At 76.2% G+C, this 19,582-nt stretch carries 15 protein-coding genes; 11 read left to right on the top strand and 4 right to left on the bottom strand.

Translation table 11 applies throughout. The annotated features are described in order from the left end of the window. The first annotated feature begins 5 nt into the window (after positions 1 to 5). A complete protein-coding gene (locus ACFC2L_RS11370; RefSeq protein ID WP_375824411.1) occupies positions 6 to 1,691 on the top strand; it encodes a ribonuclease J in 1,686 nt (561 codons plus the stop codon). 231 nt (positions 1,692 to 1,922) lie between these two features. After that, positions 1,923 to 2,522: a DUF4328 domain-containing protein gene (locus ACFC2L_RS11375; RefSeq protein WP_375824412.1), complete on the top strand. Its 600-nt coding sequence runs from the start codon at positions 1,923 to 1,925 to the stop codon at positions 2,520 to 2,522. Between the two features lie 19 nt (positions 2,523 to 2,541). Here ACFC2L_RS11375 and ACFC2L_RS11380 read toward each other — a convergent pair whose 3' ends face one another. After that, positions 2,542 to 3,120, bottom strand: coding sequence for a TetR/AcrR family transcriptional regulator (locus ACFC2L_RS11380; RefSeq protein ID WP_375824413.1), 579 nt, complete (start codon positions 3,118 to 3,120; stop codon positions 2,542 to 2,544). Between the two features lie 112 nt (positions 3,121 to 3,232). Between ACFC2L_RS11380 and ACFC2L_RS11385 the strand changes: the two genes are divergently transcribed. Together ACFC2L_RS11385 and ACFC2L_RS11390 are read left to right on the top strand one after the other, a co-directional pair. Further along, the gene (locus ACFC2L_RS11385; protein ID WP_375824414.1) at positions 3,233 to 3,643 is read left to right on the top strand and encodes a hypothetical protein; all 411 of its coding nucleotides are present in this window, start codon (positions 3,233 to 3,235) and stop codon (positions 3,641 to 3,643) included. Positions 3,644 to 3,717: 74 nt separating this feature from the next. Next, complete coding sequence (locus tag ACFC2L_RS11390) at positions 3,718 to 4,083, top strand: Imm51 family immunity protein (RefSeq protein WP_375824415.1); 366 nt, start codon at positions 3,718 to 3,720, stop codon at positions 4,081 to 4,083. A gap of 43 nt (positions 4,084 to 4,126) precedes the next feature. Here ACFC2L_RS11390 and ACFC2L_RS11395 read toward each other — a convergent pair whose 3' ends face one another. Beyond that, positions 4,127 to 5,050: an MBL fold metallo-hydrolase gene (locus tag ACFC2L_RS11395; protein WP_375824416.1), complete on the bottom strand. Its 924-nt coding sequence runs from the start codon at positions 5,048 to 5,050 to the stop codon at positions 4,127 to 4,129. A 158-nt stretch (positions 5,051 to 5,208) separates the two neighbouring features. On the opposite strand from ACFC2L_RS11395, the gene ACFC2L_RS11400 reads away from it, so the two are divergent. From ACFC2L_RS11400 to ACFC2L_RS11415, 4 genes are all read left to right on the top strand, one after another. Further along, positions 5,209 to 8,040 (top strand): DNA translocase FtsK 4TM domain-containing protein, encoded by a 2,832-nt coding sequence (locus ACFC2L_RS11400; RefSeq protein WP_375824417.1) that lies wholly within the window; start codon positions 5,209 to 5,211, stop codon positions 8,038 to 8,040. A gap of 62 nt (positions 8,041 to 8,102) precedes the next feature. Next, positions 8,103 to 8,732, top strand: a complete 630-nt coding sequence (gene pgsA / locus ACFC2L_RS11405) for a CDP-diacylglycerol--glycerol-3-phosphate 3-phosphatidyltransferase (RefSeq protein ID WP_375824418.1) — start codon at positions 8,103 to 8,105, stop codon at positions 8,730 to 8,732. Continuing rightward, complete coding sequence (locus ACFC2L_RS11410) at positions 8,729 to 9,277, top strand: CinA family protein (RefSeq protein WP_375824419.1); 549 nt, start codon at positions 8,729 to 8,731, stop codon at positions 9,275 to 9,277. Before pgsA ends, ACFC2L_RS11410 begins: the two co-directional genes overlap by 4 nt. Positions 9,278 to 9,638: 361 nt before the next feature. Next, positions 9,639 to 9,980 carry a helix-turn-helix domain-containing protein gene (locus tag ACFC2L_RS11415; protein WP_024840578.1) on the top strand — a complete coding sequence of 114 codons (342 nt, stop codon included), beginning with the start codon at positions 9,639 to 9,641 and terminating at the stop codon, positions 9,978 to 9,980. A gap of 52 nt (positions 9,981 to 10,032) precedes the next feature. On the opposite strand, the gene ACFC2L_RS11420 is transcribed toward ACFC2L_RS11415, so the two are convergent. Continuing rightward, complete coding sequence (locus tag ACFC2L_RS11420; protein WP_375824420.1) at positions 10,033 to 10,872, bottom strand: DNA-formamidopyrimidine glycosylase family protein; 840 nt, start codon at positions 10,870 to 10,872, stop codon at positions 10,033 to 10,035. A 68-nt stretch (positions 10,873 to 10,940) separates the two neighbouring features. Continuing rightward, positions 10,941 to 16,043 carry a DEAD/DEAH box helicase gene (locus tag ACFC2L_RS11425; protein ID WP_375824421.1) on the bottom strand — a complete coding sequence of 1,701 codons (5,103 nt, stop codon included), beginning with the start codon at positions 16,041 to 16,043 and terminating at the stop codon, positions 10,941 to 10,943. 117 nt (positions 16,044 to 16,160) lie between these two features. Here ACFC2L_RS11425 and ACFC2L_RS11430 point away from each other — a divergent pair, with 117 nt between their 5' ends. The 3 genes from ACFC2L_RS11430 (at position 16,161) to ACFC2L_RS11440 (ending at position 19,506) form a co-directional block, all read left to right on the top strand. After that, entirely contained in the window at positions 16,161 to 16,394 is a 234-nt protein-coding gene (locus ACFC2L_RS11430) for a DUF3046 domain-containing protein (protein WP_375824422.1), read from the top strand. Between the two features lie 68 nt (positions 16,395 to 16,462). Then, positions 16,463 to 18,691, top strand: a complete 2,229-nt coding sequence (locus tag ACFC2L_RS11435) for an alkaline phosphatase family protein (RefSeq protein WP_375824423.1) — start codon at positions 16,463 to 16,465, stop codon at positions 18,689 to 18,691. Further along, a complete protein-coding gene (locus tag ACFC2L_RS11440) occupies positions 18,688 to 19,506 on the top strand; it encodes an MBL fold metallo-hydrolase (protein WP_375824424.1) in 819 nt (272 codons plus the stop codon). Before ACFC2L_RS11435 ends, ACFC2L_RS11440 begins: the two co-directional genes overlap by 4 nt. Positions 19,507 to 19,582 lie beyond the last annotated feature (76 nt).

Here is a 19,582-nt window from a genome sequence, read left to right on the forward strand (position 1 = left end):
GCCCCGTGAGCCATCCCCACCCTGAACTCTCCCTGCCTCCCGAGCTCCCCACCGGAGGGCTGCGCATCGTCGCCCTCGGCGGGCTCGGGGAGGTCGGCCGCAACATGGCCGTCCTCGAGTACGACGGGCGCCTGCTCGTCATCGACTGCGGCGTCCTCTTCCCCGAGGACAACCAGCCCGGCGTCGACCTCATCCTCCCGGACTTCGACTACATCGCGGACCGGCTGGAGGACATCGAGGCGATCGTCCTCACGCACGGCCACGAGGACCACATCGGCGCCGTCCCGTACCTGCTGCGCCTGCGCCGCGACATCCCGCTCGTCGGGTCGCAGCTCACGCTGGCGTTCGTCGAGGCGAAGCTCAAGGAGCACCGCATCTCGCCCGTGACCCTCGCGGTCAAGGAGGGCCAGGTCGAGCAGCTCGGCGTGTTCCGATGCGAGTTCGTCGCCGTGAACCACTCGATCCCCGACGCGCTCGCGGTCGCCGTGACGACCGGCGCCGGGACCGTGCTGCACACGGGCGACTTCAAGATGGACCAGCTCCCGCTCGACGGGCGCATCACCGACCTCCGGGCGTTCGCGCGCCTCGGCGAGCAGGGCGTCGACCTGTTCATGGTCGACTCGACCAACGCCGAGGTCCCCGGGTTCGTCACGCCCGAGGTCGAGATCGGCCCGGTGCTCGACAACGTCTTCGCAGCGTCGGAGAAGCGCATCATCGTCGCGTCGTTCTCCTCGCACGTGCACCGCGTGCAGCAGGTCCTCAACGCGGCGCACCACCACGGGCGCCGCGTCGCGCTCGTCGGGCGCTCGATGGTCCGCAACATGACCATCGCCGCCGAGCTCGGGTACCTCCACGTGCCCGAGGGCGTGCTCATCGACCTCAAGAAGGTCGACTCCCTGCGCGACGACGAGATCGTGCTCATGTGCACCGGCTCCCAGGGCGAGCCCATGGCGGCCCTGTCGCGCATGGCCAACGGCGACCACAAGGTCCAGGTCGGCCACGGCGACACCGTGATCCTCGCGTCGTCGCTCATCCCGGGTAACGAGAACGCCGTGTTCCGCATCATCAACGGGCTCACCCGGCTCGGGGCGCGCGTCGTGCACGGCGGCAACGCCAAGGTGCACGTGTCCGGGCACGCGAGCGCGGGCGAGCTCCTCTACTGCTACAACGTGCTCAAGCCCAAGAACGTCATGCCGGTGCACGGCGAGGTCCGCCACCTCGTCGCCAACGGGGCGCTCGCGGTCCGCACGGGCGTGCCGGCCGACCGCGTCGTGCTCGCCGAGGACGGCGTCGTCGTCGACCTCGTCGACGGCAAGGCGTCGGTCGTCGGCGCGGTGCCCTGCGGGTACGTCTACGTCGACGGGTCGAGCGTCGGCGAGATCACCGACGCCGAGCTCAAGGACCGGCGCATCCTCGGCGAGGAGGGCTTCGTGTCCGTCTTCGCCGTCGTGGACTCCGCGACGGGCAAGGTGCTCGCCGGGCCCCAGATCCTCGCGCGCGGGTTCGCCGAGGACGACAAGGTGTTCCAGGACATCCAGCCGGAGGTCGTCAAGGCGCTCGAGGACGCGATCGCCGGCGGCGCGACCGACACGCACCAGCTCCAGCAGGTCATGCGGCGCGTCATCGGGCGGTGGGTCTCCAACCGCCTGCGCCGCCGCCCGATGATCGTCCCGGTGGTCGTCGAGGCGTAGCGCCAGCCCCCGGGCCGGTCGGCCCCTCGGTCGACCGGCCCGGAATGGGGCGAAGTACCACTATCCTGGCGCTCCGCCCGAGCTCCCAGGAGACCGCCCATGTCCTCCCCGCACCCCGCCGGCGCTCCGTCACCGCACTCCTTCCCTGCCGCCGCCCCCGTTCTCGCCGGTCATGCCGGGGTGCCGAGGACGCCCGCCGCGTCACCGCGACCGGTGCCCCGTGGCCTGGGCGTGGCGTCCGTCGCCCTCGCCGCAGCGGTCGCCGGGGGAGCGGTGGTCCAGGCCGCGCTCGCCGTACCCGTGGTCTCGACGCTGCACGAGCTCGTCCGGGGTCGGAGCGTGTCGATGGCGGTCCTCGCGGCGTACGACACCGTCGCCCTGCTGTTCTGGGTGGTTCAGCTCGCGGCCGGGATCGTCACCGTCGTGTGGCTCTGGCGCTCCCGGCGCTTCGCCGAGACCGTGACGCCGTGGTGGTCGCACGCGCGCTCGCGCGTCTGGGTCTGGCTGGGATGGATCGTTCCGGTCGTGTCGCTGTGGTTCCCCCTCCAGGTCGTGCGCGACGTCCGTGCGGCGACGCTCCGCGCGGAGCGTCCGGGGCTGGGCGGCTGGTGGGCGGCCTGGCTCGTCGGAGGGTTCGCCGCGAACGCCGGCGGTCGGCTGATGAGGTCGGACTCCCCGGACGTCTGGTCGGCGCTCCCGGTGCTGGACGCTGTCGCGGCCGTCGCTCTCGTCGTCGCCGCCGTGCTGTGGGCGCGCGTCGTGCGGGAGGTGGGCGACGGCCAGCGGGCCGTCGTCGCGTCCGCGACCGCGCCGGGCGCCGGCTGGTCCTGACCGTCGTCGGCGGGACCCGTCAGCGTCCCGCGAGCGCGCGCCCGACCGTGGTCGTGGCCCTCACGTAACGCTCGGCGCGCTCCGCGTCGTCGCCGGGGACGAGGTCGGCGAGCTCGAGCGAGACCAGGCCGTGCACGAGGCCCCACAGCCCGAGCGCGACGTCGTCGACGGCTGCCGCGTCCGGCACGAGGCGCGCGACGGCGTCGCGCAGCACGAGGAACGTCGCCTCCTCGACGGCGCGGGGGCGCTCCGCGCCGGGCCGCACGCCGCGGGCGAACATCACCGCGTAGAAGTGCGGGTCCGCGAGCGCGAAGGCGCGGTACGCGCCGCCGAGGGCCGCGAGGTCCGCGCCCGGGTCGTCGGTCCGGACGACGGCCGCGAGGTGGGCGGCGAAGCGCCGGAAGCCCTCGGCGGACACGGCAGCGACGAGGTCGTCGCGGCTGCCGAAGAGCGCGTACACCGCGGACGGGCTCGTGCCCGCCGCCGTCGCGACCGACCGCACCGTCACCGAGCCCTCGCCGTGCGCGGAGATGGCGCGCGACGCCACGTCGAGGAGGCGGTCGCGCAGAGCGTCGTCGTGCAGTCGGGGGCGGGCCACGCGACGAGTCTAGAGGGCTTGACCCGGGTTTGCGAACGGTGTTCTATAACAGTGTTCGTAAACCCGGGCGGCACCTGGCGCCCGGGTCGTCCCGCTCACCCCGGAGGTTCCCGTGCTCGAGCTCACCGACGCCGCCCGCATCACCGCCGGCATCGTCCTGCTCACGGTCGTCGGCATCGAGTCCGGCGGCGCGTTCCTCGTCAAGGTCGTCACGCGGCGCGTGCCGGCGACGGGCTTCCAGACGTCGTTCTTCCGCGCCGGGCACGCGCACGCGGGCGTGCTCGTGGTCCTGGGGCTCGTGTGCCTGCTGCTCGCGGACGCCACCGACCTCGCGGGCTTCTGGCGGTGGCTCGCGGCCACCGGGGTCCTCGTCTCCGCCGTCCTCCTGCCCGCCGGGTTCTTCCTGTCCGCGGTGGGTGCGGGGCGCGACGCGCCGAACCGGGCCGTCGTGCTGCTCCCTGCCGGCGGAGTGGTCCTCGCGGCGGGGGTCGTGACGCTGGCGATCGGGCTCTTCCTCGGGTGACGGCGGCGGTCCGGGCGCGCGCGGTGCTGCGGGTGCGCCACGGCGTCGTGGGCGGCCGCCGCTACGGTTCGGGCATGACGAACGCCGAGGACTTCGCCCCGCTCGACCCCGTCCGCCTGGTGACCCTGTCGCAGGGGTGGAGCATCATCTACTCGCCCGGCGGCCCGGAGTGGCACCAGCACAAGGGCGCCCTCGAGCGGCACGGCGTCGAGGGCTCCGGGTACGACTTCTCCGGCGCGCTCCAGGCCACGCTGACCGACCACGAGCCGGGCGTCCTCGACGCCGTCGGGTTCGACCCCGAGGGCGGCATGGTGAGCGTGCACGGGCCGGACCTCGACGCCCTGCACGCCGCGGCCCGGCACCTGCACCGCCTGGTCACCGACGAGCAGGCGCTCGACGCCGCGCTCGCGCGGTCCGCGGAGCTCGGGCTCGACGACTGAGACGTCCTGACGGGCGGTCGCTCGGTCGGCAGCCGGGAGCGTGTCAGCGGGAGCGCAGCGCGGCGAGCTGGTCGGCGTGCCACTCCGCGACGTACCCGACGAGCCGAGGGTCCGCCACGGTCGAACCGTGCCCCACGGCCGCGTCGAGCGCGTCGAGGTAGGCCCGGTCGGCCGCGAAGCGTCCGTCGACCGCCGCGCGTCCGACGGCCGGGCTCCCGTGGCCCGGGACGAGCACGTCCACGTCGCGCGCGGCAAGCTCGAGCGCGTCGAGCGCACCCCGGTAGACCCTGACCGGGTCGAGGGCGTCGGTGTCCACGAGCGGCACCTCGACGTCCGAGAGCATGTCGCCCGCCACGAGCACGGTCCCGTGCGGCGTGCGCACCACCAGCGCGGCGTGGCCCGGCGCGTGGGCGTCGTGCTCGACGACGGCCACCGACCCCGGGCCGGTCGGTGCCGCGTCGGGCCACGGGAGCCGCCGCGCGCCGCGGGGGAGCGGGGACAGCGCCCCGACGAGCGCGGGGTCGTGGCCGGGTGCGGCGGCCTCGGTCGACGCGAGGACCGTGGCACGCCGTCGCTGCGTCGTGGCGGCGGTGCGCGCCGTCGCCCAGCGGGGCGCGGCGCCGAGCGCGGGCGACCACAGCACGTGGTCCCAGTGCGCGTGCGTCGCGAACCCGGCGGTCACGCGCCAGCCGCGCGCCCGCACCGCGGCGGCGAGCCCCTCGACCTCGGCGACCGTCACCGCCGGGTCCACGACCAGCGCCCCGCCGTCCGGCGTGGTGACGACGGTCGACGTCGTGGTCCAGATCTCCGCCGTGGCGACCCAGACGCCGGGGAGCACCTCGACGAGGTCGCGCGCTCGCGGCGCGGCCGCGGCCCCGCCGGGGGCGGCGGTGCCCCGGCCGGTCGGTGGGTCGCTCGGTCCGCCGCCCGGTCCGTCGCTCCGCTCGGCGTGCGTGGGCTCGTGCACGGGTCCTCCGGTCCTCGTCGTTCGCGGGTCGTCGTCCGGGGTCGTCGTCCGTGGGTCCTCGCTCGCGGGGGTCGCGGGCCGTCCGGCAGCACCCCGGCCGGGACACGCGCCGCCGGGTCCGCGTCCGTGTCGTCCCTCGCAGGTAGGTTAGGACCACTATGGCGACCCGCACGTCCCCGCAGGCACGTCGGACCGCGAGCAACCGCACGCCAGCGCCCCGCACCTCGGCGCGCGGCGGTTCGTCCTCGGCCCGCGGCACGTCGCGCGCCGGTACCGGTCGCGGGCGGTCCACCTCCTCCGGCACGCGCCGGCCGGCCCGGCGCCCCGCGTCGGGGCCGCCGTGGCCCGTCCGCGCGGTGCGGGCGGTCTGGCTCGGCGCCGCGCACGGCGTGGGAGCGCTCGTGCGCACCATCGGAAAGGGAGCAAGAGAGCTGGACCCGGCACACCGGCGCGACGGCGTCGCGTTCTTCCTCATCGGCCTCGCGGTCGTCGTCGCGGCCCGCGAGTGGTGGGGCATCCAGGGCACGTTCGGCAAGGTCGTGCACGGCGTCGTCGCCGGCACGTTCGGCCTCGCGGGCGTCGCCGTACCCGTCCTGCTGCTCTGGCTCGCCGTGCGCATCATGCGCCACCCCGAGCGCGCCCAGGCGAACTCGCGCGTCGCGATCGGGCTCACGCTCATCGTCGTGTCGGTGTGCTCGCTCGTGCACATCTCCGAGGACCTCCCGGCGCCGGGCGACGGCTTCGAGGCGGTGCAGGACGCCGGCGGCATCGTCGGCTACCTGGCCGCGACGCCGGTGACCACCGGGCTGACGCCCTGGTTCGCGGTGCCCATCTTCCTGCTGCTCGGGTTCTTCGGGCTGCTGGTCGTCACCGCGACGCCGGTGCACCGGATCCCCAGCCGGCTGCGCGGCCTCTACGACGTGCTCACCGGCAACCACCGCGCGGACGACGCGGAGCAGGACGCCGACGGCCTCGCCCTCGCGGAGGGCGTCTCGCGCCACGACGGCTCCGACGTCCCGACCGGTCGTCGCCCTCGCAAGCCCCGGAAGACCAAGGCGCAGCGGGCCGCGGAGGCGGCCGAGATCGAGAAGCCCGAGGGCGGGTTCTCGGGCGACGAGGCGTTCGAGACCGCGGCGTTCCTCGACTACGAGGAGGACACGCCGCGAGGGCGGGGCAAGAAGCGGCGCGGGGACGAGCCGGTGCCCGGCACCGCACCGACCGAGGCCGTCCCCGCCGTCGGGCACGGCACCGCGCAGGACACCGCGGCGGCCGCGATGGGCGCCGTCGCGCCCGACCCCGCCGACGGCGCGGGCAGCGTCCCGCCGCCCCCGCCGAGCAGCCCCCTGCCGCGCGGCGTGCAGCCGATGCTCGAGGGCGACACGGTCTACCTCCTGCCCAACGAGGACTCCCTGGTCAAGGGGGCGCCGCACAAGGTCCGGTCCGCCGCGAACGACCGGGTCGTCGAGGCGCTCACCCAGACGTTCGAGCAGTTCGAGGTCGACGCGAAGGTCACCGGCTTCACGCGCGGCCCGACGGTCACGCGCTACGAGGTCGAGGTCGGCCCCAAGGTCAAGGTCGAGCGCATCACGTCGCTCTCGAACAACATCGCCTACGCGGTCGCGAGCGCGGACGTGCGCATCCTCGCGCCGATCCCCGGCAAGTCGGCGATCGGCATCGAGATCCCCAACACCGACCGCGAGACGGTCGTGCTCGGCGACGTGCTGCGGTCGTCGGCGGCGCGCCGGACCGAGCACCCCATGGTCATGGGCGTGGGCAAGGACGTCGAGGGCGGCTACGTCGTCGCGAACCTCGCGAAGATGCCGCACATCCTCGTCGCGGGCGCGACGGGCGCGGGCAAGTCGAGCTTCATCAACTCCATGATCACGTCGATCCTCATGCGCTCGACGCCCGAGCAGGTGCGCCTCGTGCTCGTGGACCCGAAGCGCGTCGAGCTGACCATCTACGAGGGCATCCCGCACCTCATCACGCCCATCATCACCAACCCGAAGAAGGCGGCTGAGGCCCTCGACTGGGTCGTGCGGGAGATGGACGCCCGGTACGACGACCTCGCCGCGTTCGGGTACAAGCACATCGACGACTTCAACGCCGCCGTGCGCTCGGGCAAGGTCAAGCCGCTGCCGGGCTCCGAGCGCAAGATCGCGCCCTACCCGTACCTGCTCGTGGTCGTCGACGAGCTCGCGGACCTCATGATGGTCGCCCCGCGCGACGTCGAGGCGTCGATCCAGCGCATCACGCAGCTCGCGCGAGCGGCGGGGATCCACCTCGTGCTCGCGACGCAGCGGCCGTCGGTCGACGTCGTCACCGGCCTCATCAAGGCCAACGTGCCGTCGCGCCTCGCGTTCGCGACGTCCTCGCTCGCGGACTCGCGCGTCGTGCTCGACCAGCCGGGCGCCGAGAAGCTCATCGGCCAGGGTGACGCGCTGTTCCTCCCGATGGGCGCCGCGAAGCCCATGCGCGTCCAGGGCGCGTGGGTCTCCGAGTCCGAGGTGCACTCGGTCGTCGAGCACGTCAAGGGCCAGCTCAAGCCGGTGTACCGCGAGGACGTCACGCAGACCGCGGCGAAGAAGCAGGTCGACGAGGACATCGGCGACGACCTCGACCTGCTCCTGCAGGCGACGGAGCTCGTCGTGACCTCGCAGTTCGGCTCGACGTCGATGCTCCAGCGCAAGCTGCGCGTCGGGTTCGCCAAGGCGGGTCGCCTCATGGACCTCCTCGAGTCCCGCGAGATCGTCGGCCCGTCCGAGGGGTCCAAGGCGCGCGAGGTCCTCGTCTCACCGGAGGAGCTCCCGTCCGCGCTCGCGCTGATCCGCGGCGAGCCGGCGCAGGACGTCTTCGACGGTCAGGCCTCCTCGGCGCCCGCGGCCTCGGCCGGTGCGGGGCACGACTACGGCGAGGGCACCGACGGGCACATGCCGCCGGTGGCGACCGACTACCACGACGGGGCCGACGTGGAGTCGGGCTGGCGCTGAGCCGGTGACCGCACGTCCGGGCCGCGGTCGGACCATCCCGGGCGACCCCCTAGGCTGGTGACGTGGTCACCGCCGTCCCCTCGCCGTGGAACTCCGCGAACCTCGTCACCATGGCGAGGATCCTGCTCGTCCCGTTCTTCGCGTGGGCGCTGCTCGTCGACGGCGGGGAGTCCGTCACGTGGCGGCTGGTCGCGACGGGCATCTTCGTCCTCGCCGCGACGTCGGACCGCCTGGACGGCTACCTGGCGCGCAAGTACGACCTCGTCACGGACCTCGGCAAGCTGCTCGACCCGATCGCGGACAAGCTGCTGGTCGGCACCGCGCTGGTCCTGCTCGCGTGGCCGCTCGGCGTGCTGCCCTGGTGGGTGCCCGTGGTCGTGCTCGCGCGCGAGCTCGGCGTCACGCTCCTGCGGTTCGCGGTCCTCAGGTACGCGGTCATGCCCGCGTCCCGCGGCGGCAAGCTCAAGACCGTGCTCCAGACGGTCGCCATCACGCTCTTCCTCCTGCCGCTGGCGCACCTGCCCGCGTGGATCGGCGTCGTCGCCTGGGTGGTGCTCGCCGCGGCGATCCTCGTCACCGTCGTGACGGGCGTGGAGTACGCGTACCAGGGCTGGCGGCTGCGGCGCGACGCGATCCGCGCGGCCCGCCTCGCCGAGCGCGGGGCGACGCCGGACGCCGCCTCGGCCTCGTGACGGGCGCGCGCGCCCCCGAGGTCGGGGGGACCCCGCTCGCGCGACCGGACGTCGTCGGCCTCCTCGCCGCGCTGGAGGCGCGCGGGTGGACCCTCGCGACCGCCGAGTCGCTCACGGGCGGCCTGCTCTCCGCGACGATCGTCGACGTGCCGGGTGCGTCGCGCGTGCTCCGCGGCGCCGTCGTCGCGTACGCGACGGACGTCAAGCGGTCGGTGCTCGGGGTCGACGGCGACCTCCTCGCCGCGCACGGGGCCGTCCACCCGGACGTCGCGCGCCAGATGGCGGAGCGGGTGCGGGAGGTGCTCGGCGCGGACGTCGGGGTCGCGACCACGGGCGTCGCGGGACCGGACCCGCAGGACGGTCAGTCCCCGGGCACGGTGTTCGTCGCGGCGAGCGGGCCGCGCGGGACGCACGTGCGTCGGCTGCACCTCGACGGCGACCGCGCGGCCGTGCGTGCCGGGACCGTCGCCGCGGCGGTCGACCTCGCGCGCGCGGTGGTCGAGGAACCGCCCTCCGCGGACCCGCGGGGTGAAATCCGCGGGTGAACCGCGGTCGCCCGGGCGACCCGCCGGGCCCGGGCCCGGCGGTGCTCGTGGAGAGGTCGTGAACGTGCCGCGGGGGGTTCGCCGGGCGGCACGGCGCGGGAACAAGGCCCCACGTCGGGACGTTGCACAGCACGTGATCGCCAACAGGACCGTCAACCGACCGGTGGGCCGCACGGACAGCGCGCCGACGGCCGGTCCGGCACGCCGAAACGGAGACGTGAGCGGACCGCGGGCGGGGTACGGTAGGACGACCCCGTCACGCGGGGCAGTGAACAGGAAGACCGGCACGAGCAGTTCGCGCACCCCGGTGGGGTCCTCACCGGCTCCGGGGGGCGCACGGGACACGGAAGGGGGTCGCCAGATGATTGTTCTTCGACGAGAGATCGGGGACGTGCTGCGAGACGCTCGCCAGCGACAGGGGCGCACCCTGCGAGAGGTGTCCTCCGCCGCACGGGTCTCGCTGGGCTACCTCAGCGAGGTCGAGCGCGGTCAGAAGGAAGCGTCGTCGGAGCTCCTCGGCTCGATCTGCGAGGCGCTCGACATCCCGATGTCGTTGGTGCTGCGCGAGGTCAGCGACCGGGTCGCGGTCGCCGAGGGTCTGCTCATCCCGGACACGATCCCGGCAGACTTCGCGACCGCGGTCCTCGGGCGGCAGAACCCCGACGGCACCGCACGACGAGAGGACCTGCAGCCCGTCGGCTGACGGTCCACGCCGGGGCCGCCCCGGAGCAGGTGCCGGGCAGCGACGCTCGCGATCACCCGCTCGCGGGCGGCGCCTGGCACGAGGGACACCAGAAGACCGGACGGTCGTACGGCGGCTCGTTCGCCGTACCTTCTGCGACAGGCGTGCCACAGACGTGGCACGCCTTTCGTGTGCGCGCGTGCACGTGACGTACGACGCCGGCCCGGGGGTCGAACCCGTGCCGGACGGTGCGCTGCATGAGCGCTCGTGCCGTCGTGAGCACGCCCGCGAGGTCCTCGACGTCCCGGACCGGGGTCCACGGGTAGATCCGCTCCGCGAAGAGCGACTCGGCCGTGTAGATCGTGCCGATACCGGCGACGAGGTGCTGGTCGAGCAGCGCCTCCGCGACCGGGACGCCGGTCCTCTCGCGGCCCGGTCGGTGCCGTGGCCCCGTGCCTCCCGCGGCGTCGTCCGCCCGCATGCGCGCGACGGCCTCCGCGAGCCCCGCCGTGAGAAAGTCGTCGGCCAGCACGTCGGGGCCGAGCGGGCCGGTGATGGTCCGTTCGTCGGCGGTGCGCAGCACGTGGAGCATCCCGATGCGGTTCCCGACGGCCGTCCACCACTCGTTGGCGAGCACCACGCGCACGTTCGGCTCCGCGCCCCGCGCGTCCCGGGCCCCCGTGCGGGCGAGGCGCCACGACCCCTCCATGCGCAGGTGCGTGTGCAACGACCGACCGTCGTCCAGCCGCGTGAACAGGTGCTTGCCGTACGGCACGTTCGCCACGACCGTCCGGCCCGTGAGGTCGACCTCGGCGGCGGTCGGCCATCGCAGCTCGGCGCGCACGAGGACCCGGCCGGCGAGCGCCTCGTCCAGGCGCGCGGACACGAGCCGCAGGATGTCACCCTCGGGCACGGCCGGCCCTCCGCGCGCTCGGGGTGCGTCGGCCGCTCCTCCCGGGACGTGGCTGCACGGGCGCCACGTCAGGCCGCCCGCAGGCCGCGGGGCGTCGCGCGGAACCCCGCGTCGAGGAGGGCGCGGACCGCCTCGTCGGCGGACGTCGCCGTCGTCCCCGCCCCGGCCAGCGCCTCGACCCCGTCGACCCGCTGCACCACGACCTTGCCGAGCCGGCCCGCGCGCACCGCGCGGACGAGCTCGGCGCTCGCCTCGGCGAGCCGCGGGCCGTCGACGAAGGAGAGGACCGACCGGCCCCCGCGCTCGACGTACAGGGCGAGGTCGCCGTCGCTCAGCACGACGACGGCCCCGGCCTTGCGCCCGGGGCGGTGGCCGCGCGACGTGTCGGCACCGGTCGCCGCGCGGTCCGCCGGCACCGCGCCCCCGGCGGGCTTTCCCACGGCCGCGGCCGCCACGGGGCTCGTCGCGGTGCCCGGCCCCGGGCCGACGGCGGACGGTCGTGCGGGCCACGGCAGCGCGGCGCCGTACGGGTTCGCGGGGTCGGTCGCGGCGAGGAGCACCGCGCCCGGCCGGGGGCCTCCGCGCGGCTGGCCGTCGTCGGGACGCAGCGGAGGCCGGCCGTCCGGCCCGGTGCCCGACCCGCGGGCCGCGGCGGACTCGATCGCCCGCTCGCGGTCCTGGGCGTCGGTGCGGAGCTGGTCCACCGCGCCCGGGAGCGCGAACTGGGAGCCGCCGAGGTGCTCGACGAAGTACCCGCGCCGCGCGGCTCCCGTCGCCTCGAGCTCGCTCAGCACGCGGTACACCGCGCGGAACGATCCCGCCACGCCCTCGGCGGGGGCGACGGCGCGCGTGAGCACCCCGTGCCGGTCGAGCAGGACGCGCGCGAGCGCGTGCGCGCGCCGGGTCGGGTCCGGCTCGCGCGGCGGCAGCGCCGACCAGCGGCCGGCGCCCCCGCGCAGCGTCGTGTCGGGCGAGGTCGGGGGCCGCAGCCCCGCGAACCGACCCCGCCCGACGGGGCGGGCGCGCGCCGGCGCCCGGGGGGCACGGTGCGCACCGCCGCCGGACCCGAGCCGGGCGCGCAGCGAGCCCAGCCCGTCGTTCGTCACGTGGCCCGACCAGACCAGGTCCCACAGCGCCTCGAGGGTCGGCCCGACCTCGGCGCCCGCCCGCTCGGCGAGCCGCGGGAGGAAGTAGCCGCCCGAGCCGTCGAGCAGGTCGAGGAGGGTCGCGTGCAGCCCGGTCTCGGGCGCGGGGCCGGGGTCCGGCAGCGTGAGCGGCGCCCACTCGGCCAGGTGGAGGCTCACGAGCCCGTCGCCGCCGCCCGAGCCGGGCAGGGGGGCGTGACCGCACCACACGACCTCCCCGGTCGTCGTGAGCTCGTCGAGCATCGTCGGCGTGTAGTCCGTGACCCGCGACGGCAGGACGAGCGTCTCGAGCGCGGAGGCGGGCACGGCCGCCCCCGAGAGCTGCTCGACGACGCGCAGCAGGCCGTCGGCCCCGCGCAGCGCTCCGAGCCCCTGCCACCGCGGCAGGAAGACGCCGAGCGTCTCTGCCGGCACCGGCTCGACCTCGGCGCGCAGCGCCGCGAGCGACCGCCGGCGCAGCACGCGCAGCACCTCGGCGTCGCACCAGTCGTCGCCCGTGCCGCCGATCGACTCGGGCCGCAGGCGCCCGCGGACGACGAGCCGTGCCGCCTCGAGCCGCTCGAGCGTCTGCACCACCACCGCGACGCCGAGGCCGAGGCGCGTCGCGAGGTCGCCCGCGGTGAACGGGCCGTGCGTGCGCGCGTGGCGGCGCACGAGGTCGCCGAGGGGGTCGGGGACGGGCTCGGTGAACACCTCGGGGATGCCGACCGGCAGCGCGACGCCCAGCGCGTCGCGCAGGCGGCCGGCGTCCTCCACGACGGCCCACTGCACGGCCCGCTCGGGAGCGACGCCTGCCAGCCGGACGCGGACCACGCGCCGGGCCGCCTCGAGCTCGCGCACCCACGCCCCGGCGTCGGCGCGCACGTCCTCGCGCGTGCGGGCCGCGACCTCGGCGTCCGTGAGGGGCCCGACCCGCCGCAGCACGTCCCACACGTCCTCCGCGTGACGGGCCTGGCGCTCCGGCGCGAGCGCGCCGAGCTCGGCCTCCGTGCGCTCGATCTGCGCGGGGTCGAGCAGGTCCGCGAGCTGCGCCGCGACGCCGTCGCCGCCCAGCAGCTCCGCGAGCAGCGTCGGGTCGAGCGAGAGCGCCGCCGCACGCCGCTCCGCGAGCGGGGCGTCGCCGTCGTAGAGGAACTGCGCGGTGTACCCGAACAGCAGGGACTGCGCGAAGGGCGACGGCGTCGGGGTCGTCACCTCGACGAGGCGCACGCGCCCGGCGGCGAGGTCGCGCATGAGGTCGGTGAGCGCGGCGACGTCGAAGTCGTCCTGCAGGCACTCGCGCGCCGCCTCGAGCACGATCGGGAACTCGGGGTACTGCGACGCGACCGACAGGAGCTGGGCCGAGCGCTGGCGCTGCTGCCACAGCGGCTGGCGGCGGTCCGGGCGACGCCGGGGGAGCAGGAGCGCGCGCGCCGCCGCCTCGCGGAACCGGGACGCGAACATGACCGACCCGCCGAGCTCGTCGCGCACCGCGTCGAGGACCTCGTCGGGGTCGAGCAGCAGGTCCTCCGCCGGCACGACGGGCGCGTCGCCGCCGAGCCCGCCCGTCCCGTCGCTCGACCCCTCCAGCCACGAGTCCCCGGTGTCCGGCAGGCGCAGGACGATGCCGTCGTCCGCGTGCATCGCCGCGGCGTCGACGCCGTACCGCTCCCGCAGCCGCGCGGCGAGCACGAGCGCCCACGGCGCGTGCACCTTCGCCCCGTAGGGCGAGTGCACGACGACGCGCCAGTCCCCGAGCTCGTCGCGGAAGCGCTCGACGACGACCGTCCGGTCGTCCGGCACGCGCCCGGTCGCGTCGCGCTGCTCGCGGAGGTAGGCGAGCAGGTTGTCGCTCGCCCACGCGTCGAGCCCGGCGGCACGGAGCCGGTCGGCCGCGGCGTCCTGGTCGTCCGCGGCGAGGGTGTCGGTCTCGCGGACCCAGGCGCCGAGCGCGCGGCCGAGCTCGGCGGGCCGGCCGGGGGAGTCGCCCTTCCAGAACGGCAGGCGCCCCGGGATGCCCGGCGCCGGGGTCACGAGCACGCGGTCGGGCGTGATGTCCTCGATGCGCCAGGTGCTCGACCCGAGCGTGAACGTGTCGCCGACGCGCGACTCGTACACCATCTCCTCGTCGAGCTCGCCGACGCGCTTCCCGCCGCGCGGCGCCCGGCCGCCCGCGGTGTCCGGGTCTCCGGCGACGGTCCCGGTGCCGGAGTCCGTCGCGAGGAAGACGCCGTACATCCCGCGGTCGGGGATCGTCCCGCCGCTCGTCGCGGCGAGGCGCAGCGCGCCCGGGCGCCCGGTGATCCGGCCCGACGCGCGGTCCCACACGATGCGCGCGCGCAGCTCGCCGAAGTCCTCGCTCGGGTAGCGCCCCGCCAGCATGTCGAGCACGGCGTGCAGCGACGCGTCGCCCAGGTGGGCGTAGGGCGCGCTGCGTCGCACGACGGTGGCGAGCTCGGCGACGGTCCACTCGTCGACCGCGACCATCGCCACGACCTGCTGCGCGAGCACGTCGAGCGGGTTCGCGAGCACGTGCAGCTCCTCGATGCCCCCGGTGCGCATGCGCTCGGCCACGACGGCGGACGGCACGAGGTCGCCCCGGTGCGTGGGGAACACGACGCCGTGCGAGACGGCGCCCACCTGGTGCCCCGCGCGCCCGATGCGCTGGAGCCCGGACGCGACCGACGGCGGGGCACCGACCTGCACGACGAGGTCGACCGCGCCCATGTCGATGCCGAGCTCGAGGCTCGACGTCGCGACGACCGCGGGCAGGCGCCCGTCCTTGAGCTCGGTCTCCGTCCGCGTGCGCTCCGCGCGGCTCATCGACCCGTGGTGGGCGCGCGCGATGACGGGCTCGGCGCCGGAGCTCGCGCCCGACTGCGCCTGCACCTGGGCCGCCGTGATCGTGCCCGGGTCGAGGACGTCCTCGCCCTGGCGCTCCGCCCACACCTCGTTCATGCGCGCCGTGAGCCGTTCGGCGCCACGTCGCGAGTTGGTGAAGACGAGCGTGGAGCGGTGGTCGGCGACCAGGTCGACGACGCGCTCCTCGACGTGCGGCCACACCGACGGGCGCGGAGGGCGCACGTCGGGCGCCCCGGTGGGTCGCGAGGTCGCCGGACCCGACAGGTCGGGCTCGCCCGGGGGCAGGGGCGGGAGGCCGTCGAGGGACGTCCCCGGTCTCGTGCCACCACCCCCGCGGCCGCCCGCCCCCGGGCGCGCCGCCGTCCGCTGCGAGGTGTCGGGAACGAGGGCCGCCGAGCCGAGGTCCGCGAGGTCGGGGACGGGCACCACGACGTCGACCTCGATGCGCTTGCTCGCGGGCGGCTGCACGACGACCACCTCGCGACCGGCCTCCGCCTCCGGGCGGTGGCCGCCGAGGAACGTCGCGACGGCCTCGACGGGCCGGACCGTCGCCGACAGCCCGACGCGCTGCGCCGGCGGGCGCTCCTGCGCCTCGAGGAAGGCGTCGAGCCGCTCGAGGGACACCGCGAGGTGCGCGCCGCGCTTGGTCCCGGCCACCGCGTGGATCTCGTCGACGATCACCGTCTCGACGCCCGCGAGCCCGGCGCGCGCCTGCGACGTGAGCACGAGGAACAGCGACTCGGGCGTCGTGATGAGGATGTCCGGCGGGTGCGTCGCGAGGCGGCGGCGCTCGCTCGTGGGCGTGTCGCCCGTCCGGGTGCCGACGACGACGTCCGGCACCTCGAGCCCCAGCCGCACCGCCGCCTGGCGGATGCCGGCGAGCGGCGACCGGAGGTTGCGCTCGACGTCCGCCGCGAGCGCCTTGAGCGGCGAGACGTACACGACGCGGCAGCGCCGCTCCCGGGCGACCTCCGCGCCGGACCCGGGCGCGGCCATGATCCGGTCGAGCGACCAGAGGAACGCCGCGAGCGTCTTGCCCGACCCGGTCGGGGCGACGACGAGCGCGTGCCGGTCGCTCGACACGGCGTCCCACGCCCCCGCCTGCGCGGCGGTCGGGGCGTCGAACGCGCCCGAGAACCAGGCGCGCGTGGGCGCGGCGAAGCGCGCGAGCGGGTCCACGGTCACCCGCCCATTGTGGTCGTGCCCACCCACACGCGCCGCGCGACGCGGGGCAGGCGCCCCGCCAGTGCGACAGACAGGTGCGGGAACAGCACGGCCGTCCGTCCGTGGGAGGCTGGTGCCGTGCGCTACCGCGAGTTCTCCGAGCTGGTCGACGAGGTGTTCGGCGCGTCCCTGGGACGCGCCTACGTCCGGGAGCAGGTGCTGTCCGCGCTCGACGACCGGACCGCCGCCCAGGCCCTCGAGGACGGCGTGGAGCCGCGCGTCGTCTGGCACGCGCTGTGCGACGCGCTCGACGTGCCCGACGAACGCCGCTGGGGTCACGACGACCACCGCCAGGCCCCGCCGCGCCGCTGACCCGTCCCGCGCCGGCGGCCGCGGACCGTCGAGGGGCGCGACGGGCCGCGCGCCACGATGATGGCCGCATGAGCGCTCCCGCCCGAGGCCGTGCCGCGGTCCGCGTGACCGCGGCCGACGTGCGGGGAGCCGTCTGGTCGCTCGTCTCGACGACCGTCGGCCTGGGGCTCGCGATCTGGTTCGTGCCCGGGGTCGAGGTCACCAACCCGTGGTCGCTCGTCCTCGCGGCGCTCGCCGTCGGGCTGGGCGACGTGCTCCTGCGCCCCGTGCTGCGGCGGCTCGCGCACCGGTTCGGCGTGGTCGGCGCGCTCGTGTCCGGCGTGGTGGCGCAGCTGGCGGTCGCGTGGGCGGCCCTCACGTACCTGCCGGGGTTCCGGAGCGGCTCGTGGGTGGACGTCCTCGCGGTCCTCGTGCTCGCCGCCGTCCTCATGGCGCTCGGTCGCTGGGTCGTGGGGGCGAGCGACAACGAGTACGTCCTGGGCGACCTCCTCCGGCGCGCGCGCCGGCAGGCGGGACTCCCGCGGCGGGACCAGGGTGCGGCGGGTGCGGCCGGGCGGCCGGCGGGGCTGCTCCTCGTCCTGCTCGACGGCGTCGCGCGCCCCACGCTCGACTACGCGCTCCAGGCGGGGCTGACCCCGACGCTCGCGCGCTGGCTCGGCAGCGGGAGCCACCACCTCACGACGTGGTGGGCGCGCGTGCCCGCGACGACGCCGGCCTCGACGATCGGCCTCCTGCACGGCTCGACCGAGCACGTGCCCGCGTTCCGCTGGTGGTCGCGCGCGCTCGGCCGGCTCGTCGTGACCAACCGCCCCGCCGACGCGGCGGCGGTCGAGGCGCGCACGAGCGACGGTTCCGGGCTGCTCGCGGGGGGCGGCGTCGCCGTCTCGACCATGTTCTCGGGCGACGCCGCGACGAGCCTGCTCGTGATGAGCCGTGCGCGCGAGGGCCTCGGGCCGGGGCAGATGTTCGTGCACTTCTTCGCGAGCCCGTTCGTGCTCGTCCGGGCGGTCGTCGTTGCGCTCGGCGAGCTCGTCAAGGAGCTGTACCAGGGCTGGCAGCAGGCCGTGCGCGGCGTCGAGCCCCGCGTGTCGCGCCTCGGCTGGTACCCGGTGCTGCGCGCGGTGACGAACGTCGTGCTGCGCGACCTCAACACGACGCTCGTCGCGGAGCAGCTCGTGCGCGGGGCGCCGGTCGTGTGCGTCGACCTCGTCGACTACGACGAGATCGCCCACCACGCCGGGCCGCTGCGCCCTGAGTCGCTGCGCGCGCTCGAGGGGCTCGACCGCGTCGTCGGCCTCTGGGAGCAGGTCGCCGCGGTGGCCCCGCGCCGGTACGACGTCGTCGTGCTCTCGGACCACGGGCAGTCGCTCGGGTCCACGTTCGAGCAGGTCGAGGGCCGGTCCTTCCTCGACGAGGTCCGCCGGCTGATGGCGCTCCGGCCGGGCCCGCACGACGGGCCTCGCGCGGGCGAGGGCTCCTCGCGGGGCGAGGGCTCCTCGCGGGGCGAGGGGCGCCGTCGGGCCACCGCGCCGGACAGCGAGACCTGGGGCCCGACGAACACGGCCCTCAACGCCCTGCGGCCGACGGCGCCGGACGCCGTCCCGGAGGGCGCGGGCCGCATGCTGGTCGGTCCGGACCGCTCGGAGCGCCGCGGCGGACCCGAGACCGCCGCGCTGCCCGAGCTCCCCGAGGTCGCGGTCGTGGGGTCGGGCAACCTGGGCATGGTGTGGTTCCCGCGCGAGCCACGGCGGCTCACGGGGGACGAGGTCCGTGACCGGTGGCCCGGCCTGCTCCCGGGGCTCGTCGCGAACCCCGCCGTCGGCGTCGTCGTCGAGCGCGGGGCCGGCGGGGAGGCGCGGGCGCACGGCCGCGGCGGCTCGCGCGACCTGCGGACCGGCGAGGTCGTGGGGGAGGACCCGCTCGCGGGCTACGGGTCGCGCGCGGCGGCGGACCTGCTGCGTGTCGCGGACCTCGAGGACGCGGGCGACCTCGTGCTCGTCTCGCGTGTGGACGAGGTCGGGATGGTGCACGCGTTCGAGGGGCTGGTCGGGTCCCACGGCGGCCTCGGCGGGGCGCAGAACGAGGCCGTCCTGCTGCACCCCACGCACCTCGTGCTGCCCGACGACGAGCTCGAGGACGTGGACGGCGCGCGGATGCTCGTCGGGGCCGAGGCGGTCCACCGGCGCCTCGTCGCCTGGCTCGGCGACCTCGGCCTGCGCCCCGCCGAGCCCGCCGAGCCCGCCGCGCCCGCCGCGCCCGCCGCGAACGGGGCGCCGCGAGGGGAGGAGGAGCCGTGAGCGTCCGCGTGACGTGGCTCGGCCACTCGAGCGTCGTCCTCGACCTGCCGTCCGGCCGCCCCGGCGGCCGGGCCGTGCGGCTCGTCGCCGACCCGCTCCTGCACCGGCACGCCGGGATGCTGCGGCGGCGCGGGGAGCGGCCTGCCGCGGTGTGGCAGGGCAGCGACGCCGTCCTCCTGTCCCACCTGCACCACGACCACGCCGAGCTGCGCTCGCTGCGCCTCCTCGGCGACGTGCCCGTGCTCACCGCGCCGGCGAACGCGCGGTGGCTGCGCGCCCGGGGCCTGCGCGGGGTCGGGCTCGACGACGCGTGGCACGCGGTCGGCCCGGCCGAGGCGGGGGTCGAGGTGCGCCTCGTGACGGCGGTGCACGGGCACCGGCCGATGCCGCACCGGCCCAACGCGGCGAACGGGCACCTCGTGCGGTCGGACGGTCCGCGCGGTGTGCGGGTGTGGGTCGTCGGGGACACCGAGCACTACCCGGACATGGTCCACCTCCCGGCGCTCGCGGACGGCCCCGTGGACGTCGCGCTCGTCCCGGTGGGCGGGTGGGGCCCGCGCCTGTCGGGCGGGCACCTCGGCCCCGCGCAGGCGGCACGGGTGTGCGCCGAGGTGGGCGTCGGCGTCGCGATCCCGGTGCACTGGGGCACGCTGCACGCACCGGGCGGACGGCACTTCCCGCGCGGGTGGATGGACCACGCGGGGACGGCGTTCGAGGCGGCGGTGCAGCGCGAGGCGCCGGGGACGCGCGTCGTGGTGCTGCGCCCGGGGGAGGCGTGGTCGTCGTCCGGCGACGAGAGCGGGGCGCGGGCGTGACACGCCGAGGTGCGCGTTCCGGGATCGAACACGTGTTCGGCTAGAGTTGTGCACAGGGCCCGCCGCGGCGGGTCCA

The organism is Cellulosimicrobium sp. NPDC055967 (genome assembly GCF_042269845.1).
In the GTDB taxonomy this organism is placed as follows: domain Bacteria; phylum Actinomycetota; class Actinomycetes; order Actinomycetales; family Cellulomonadaceae; genus Cellulosimicrobium.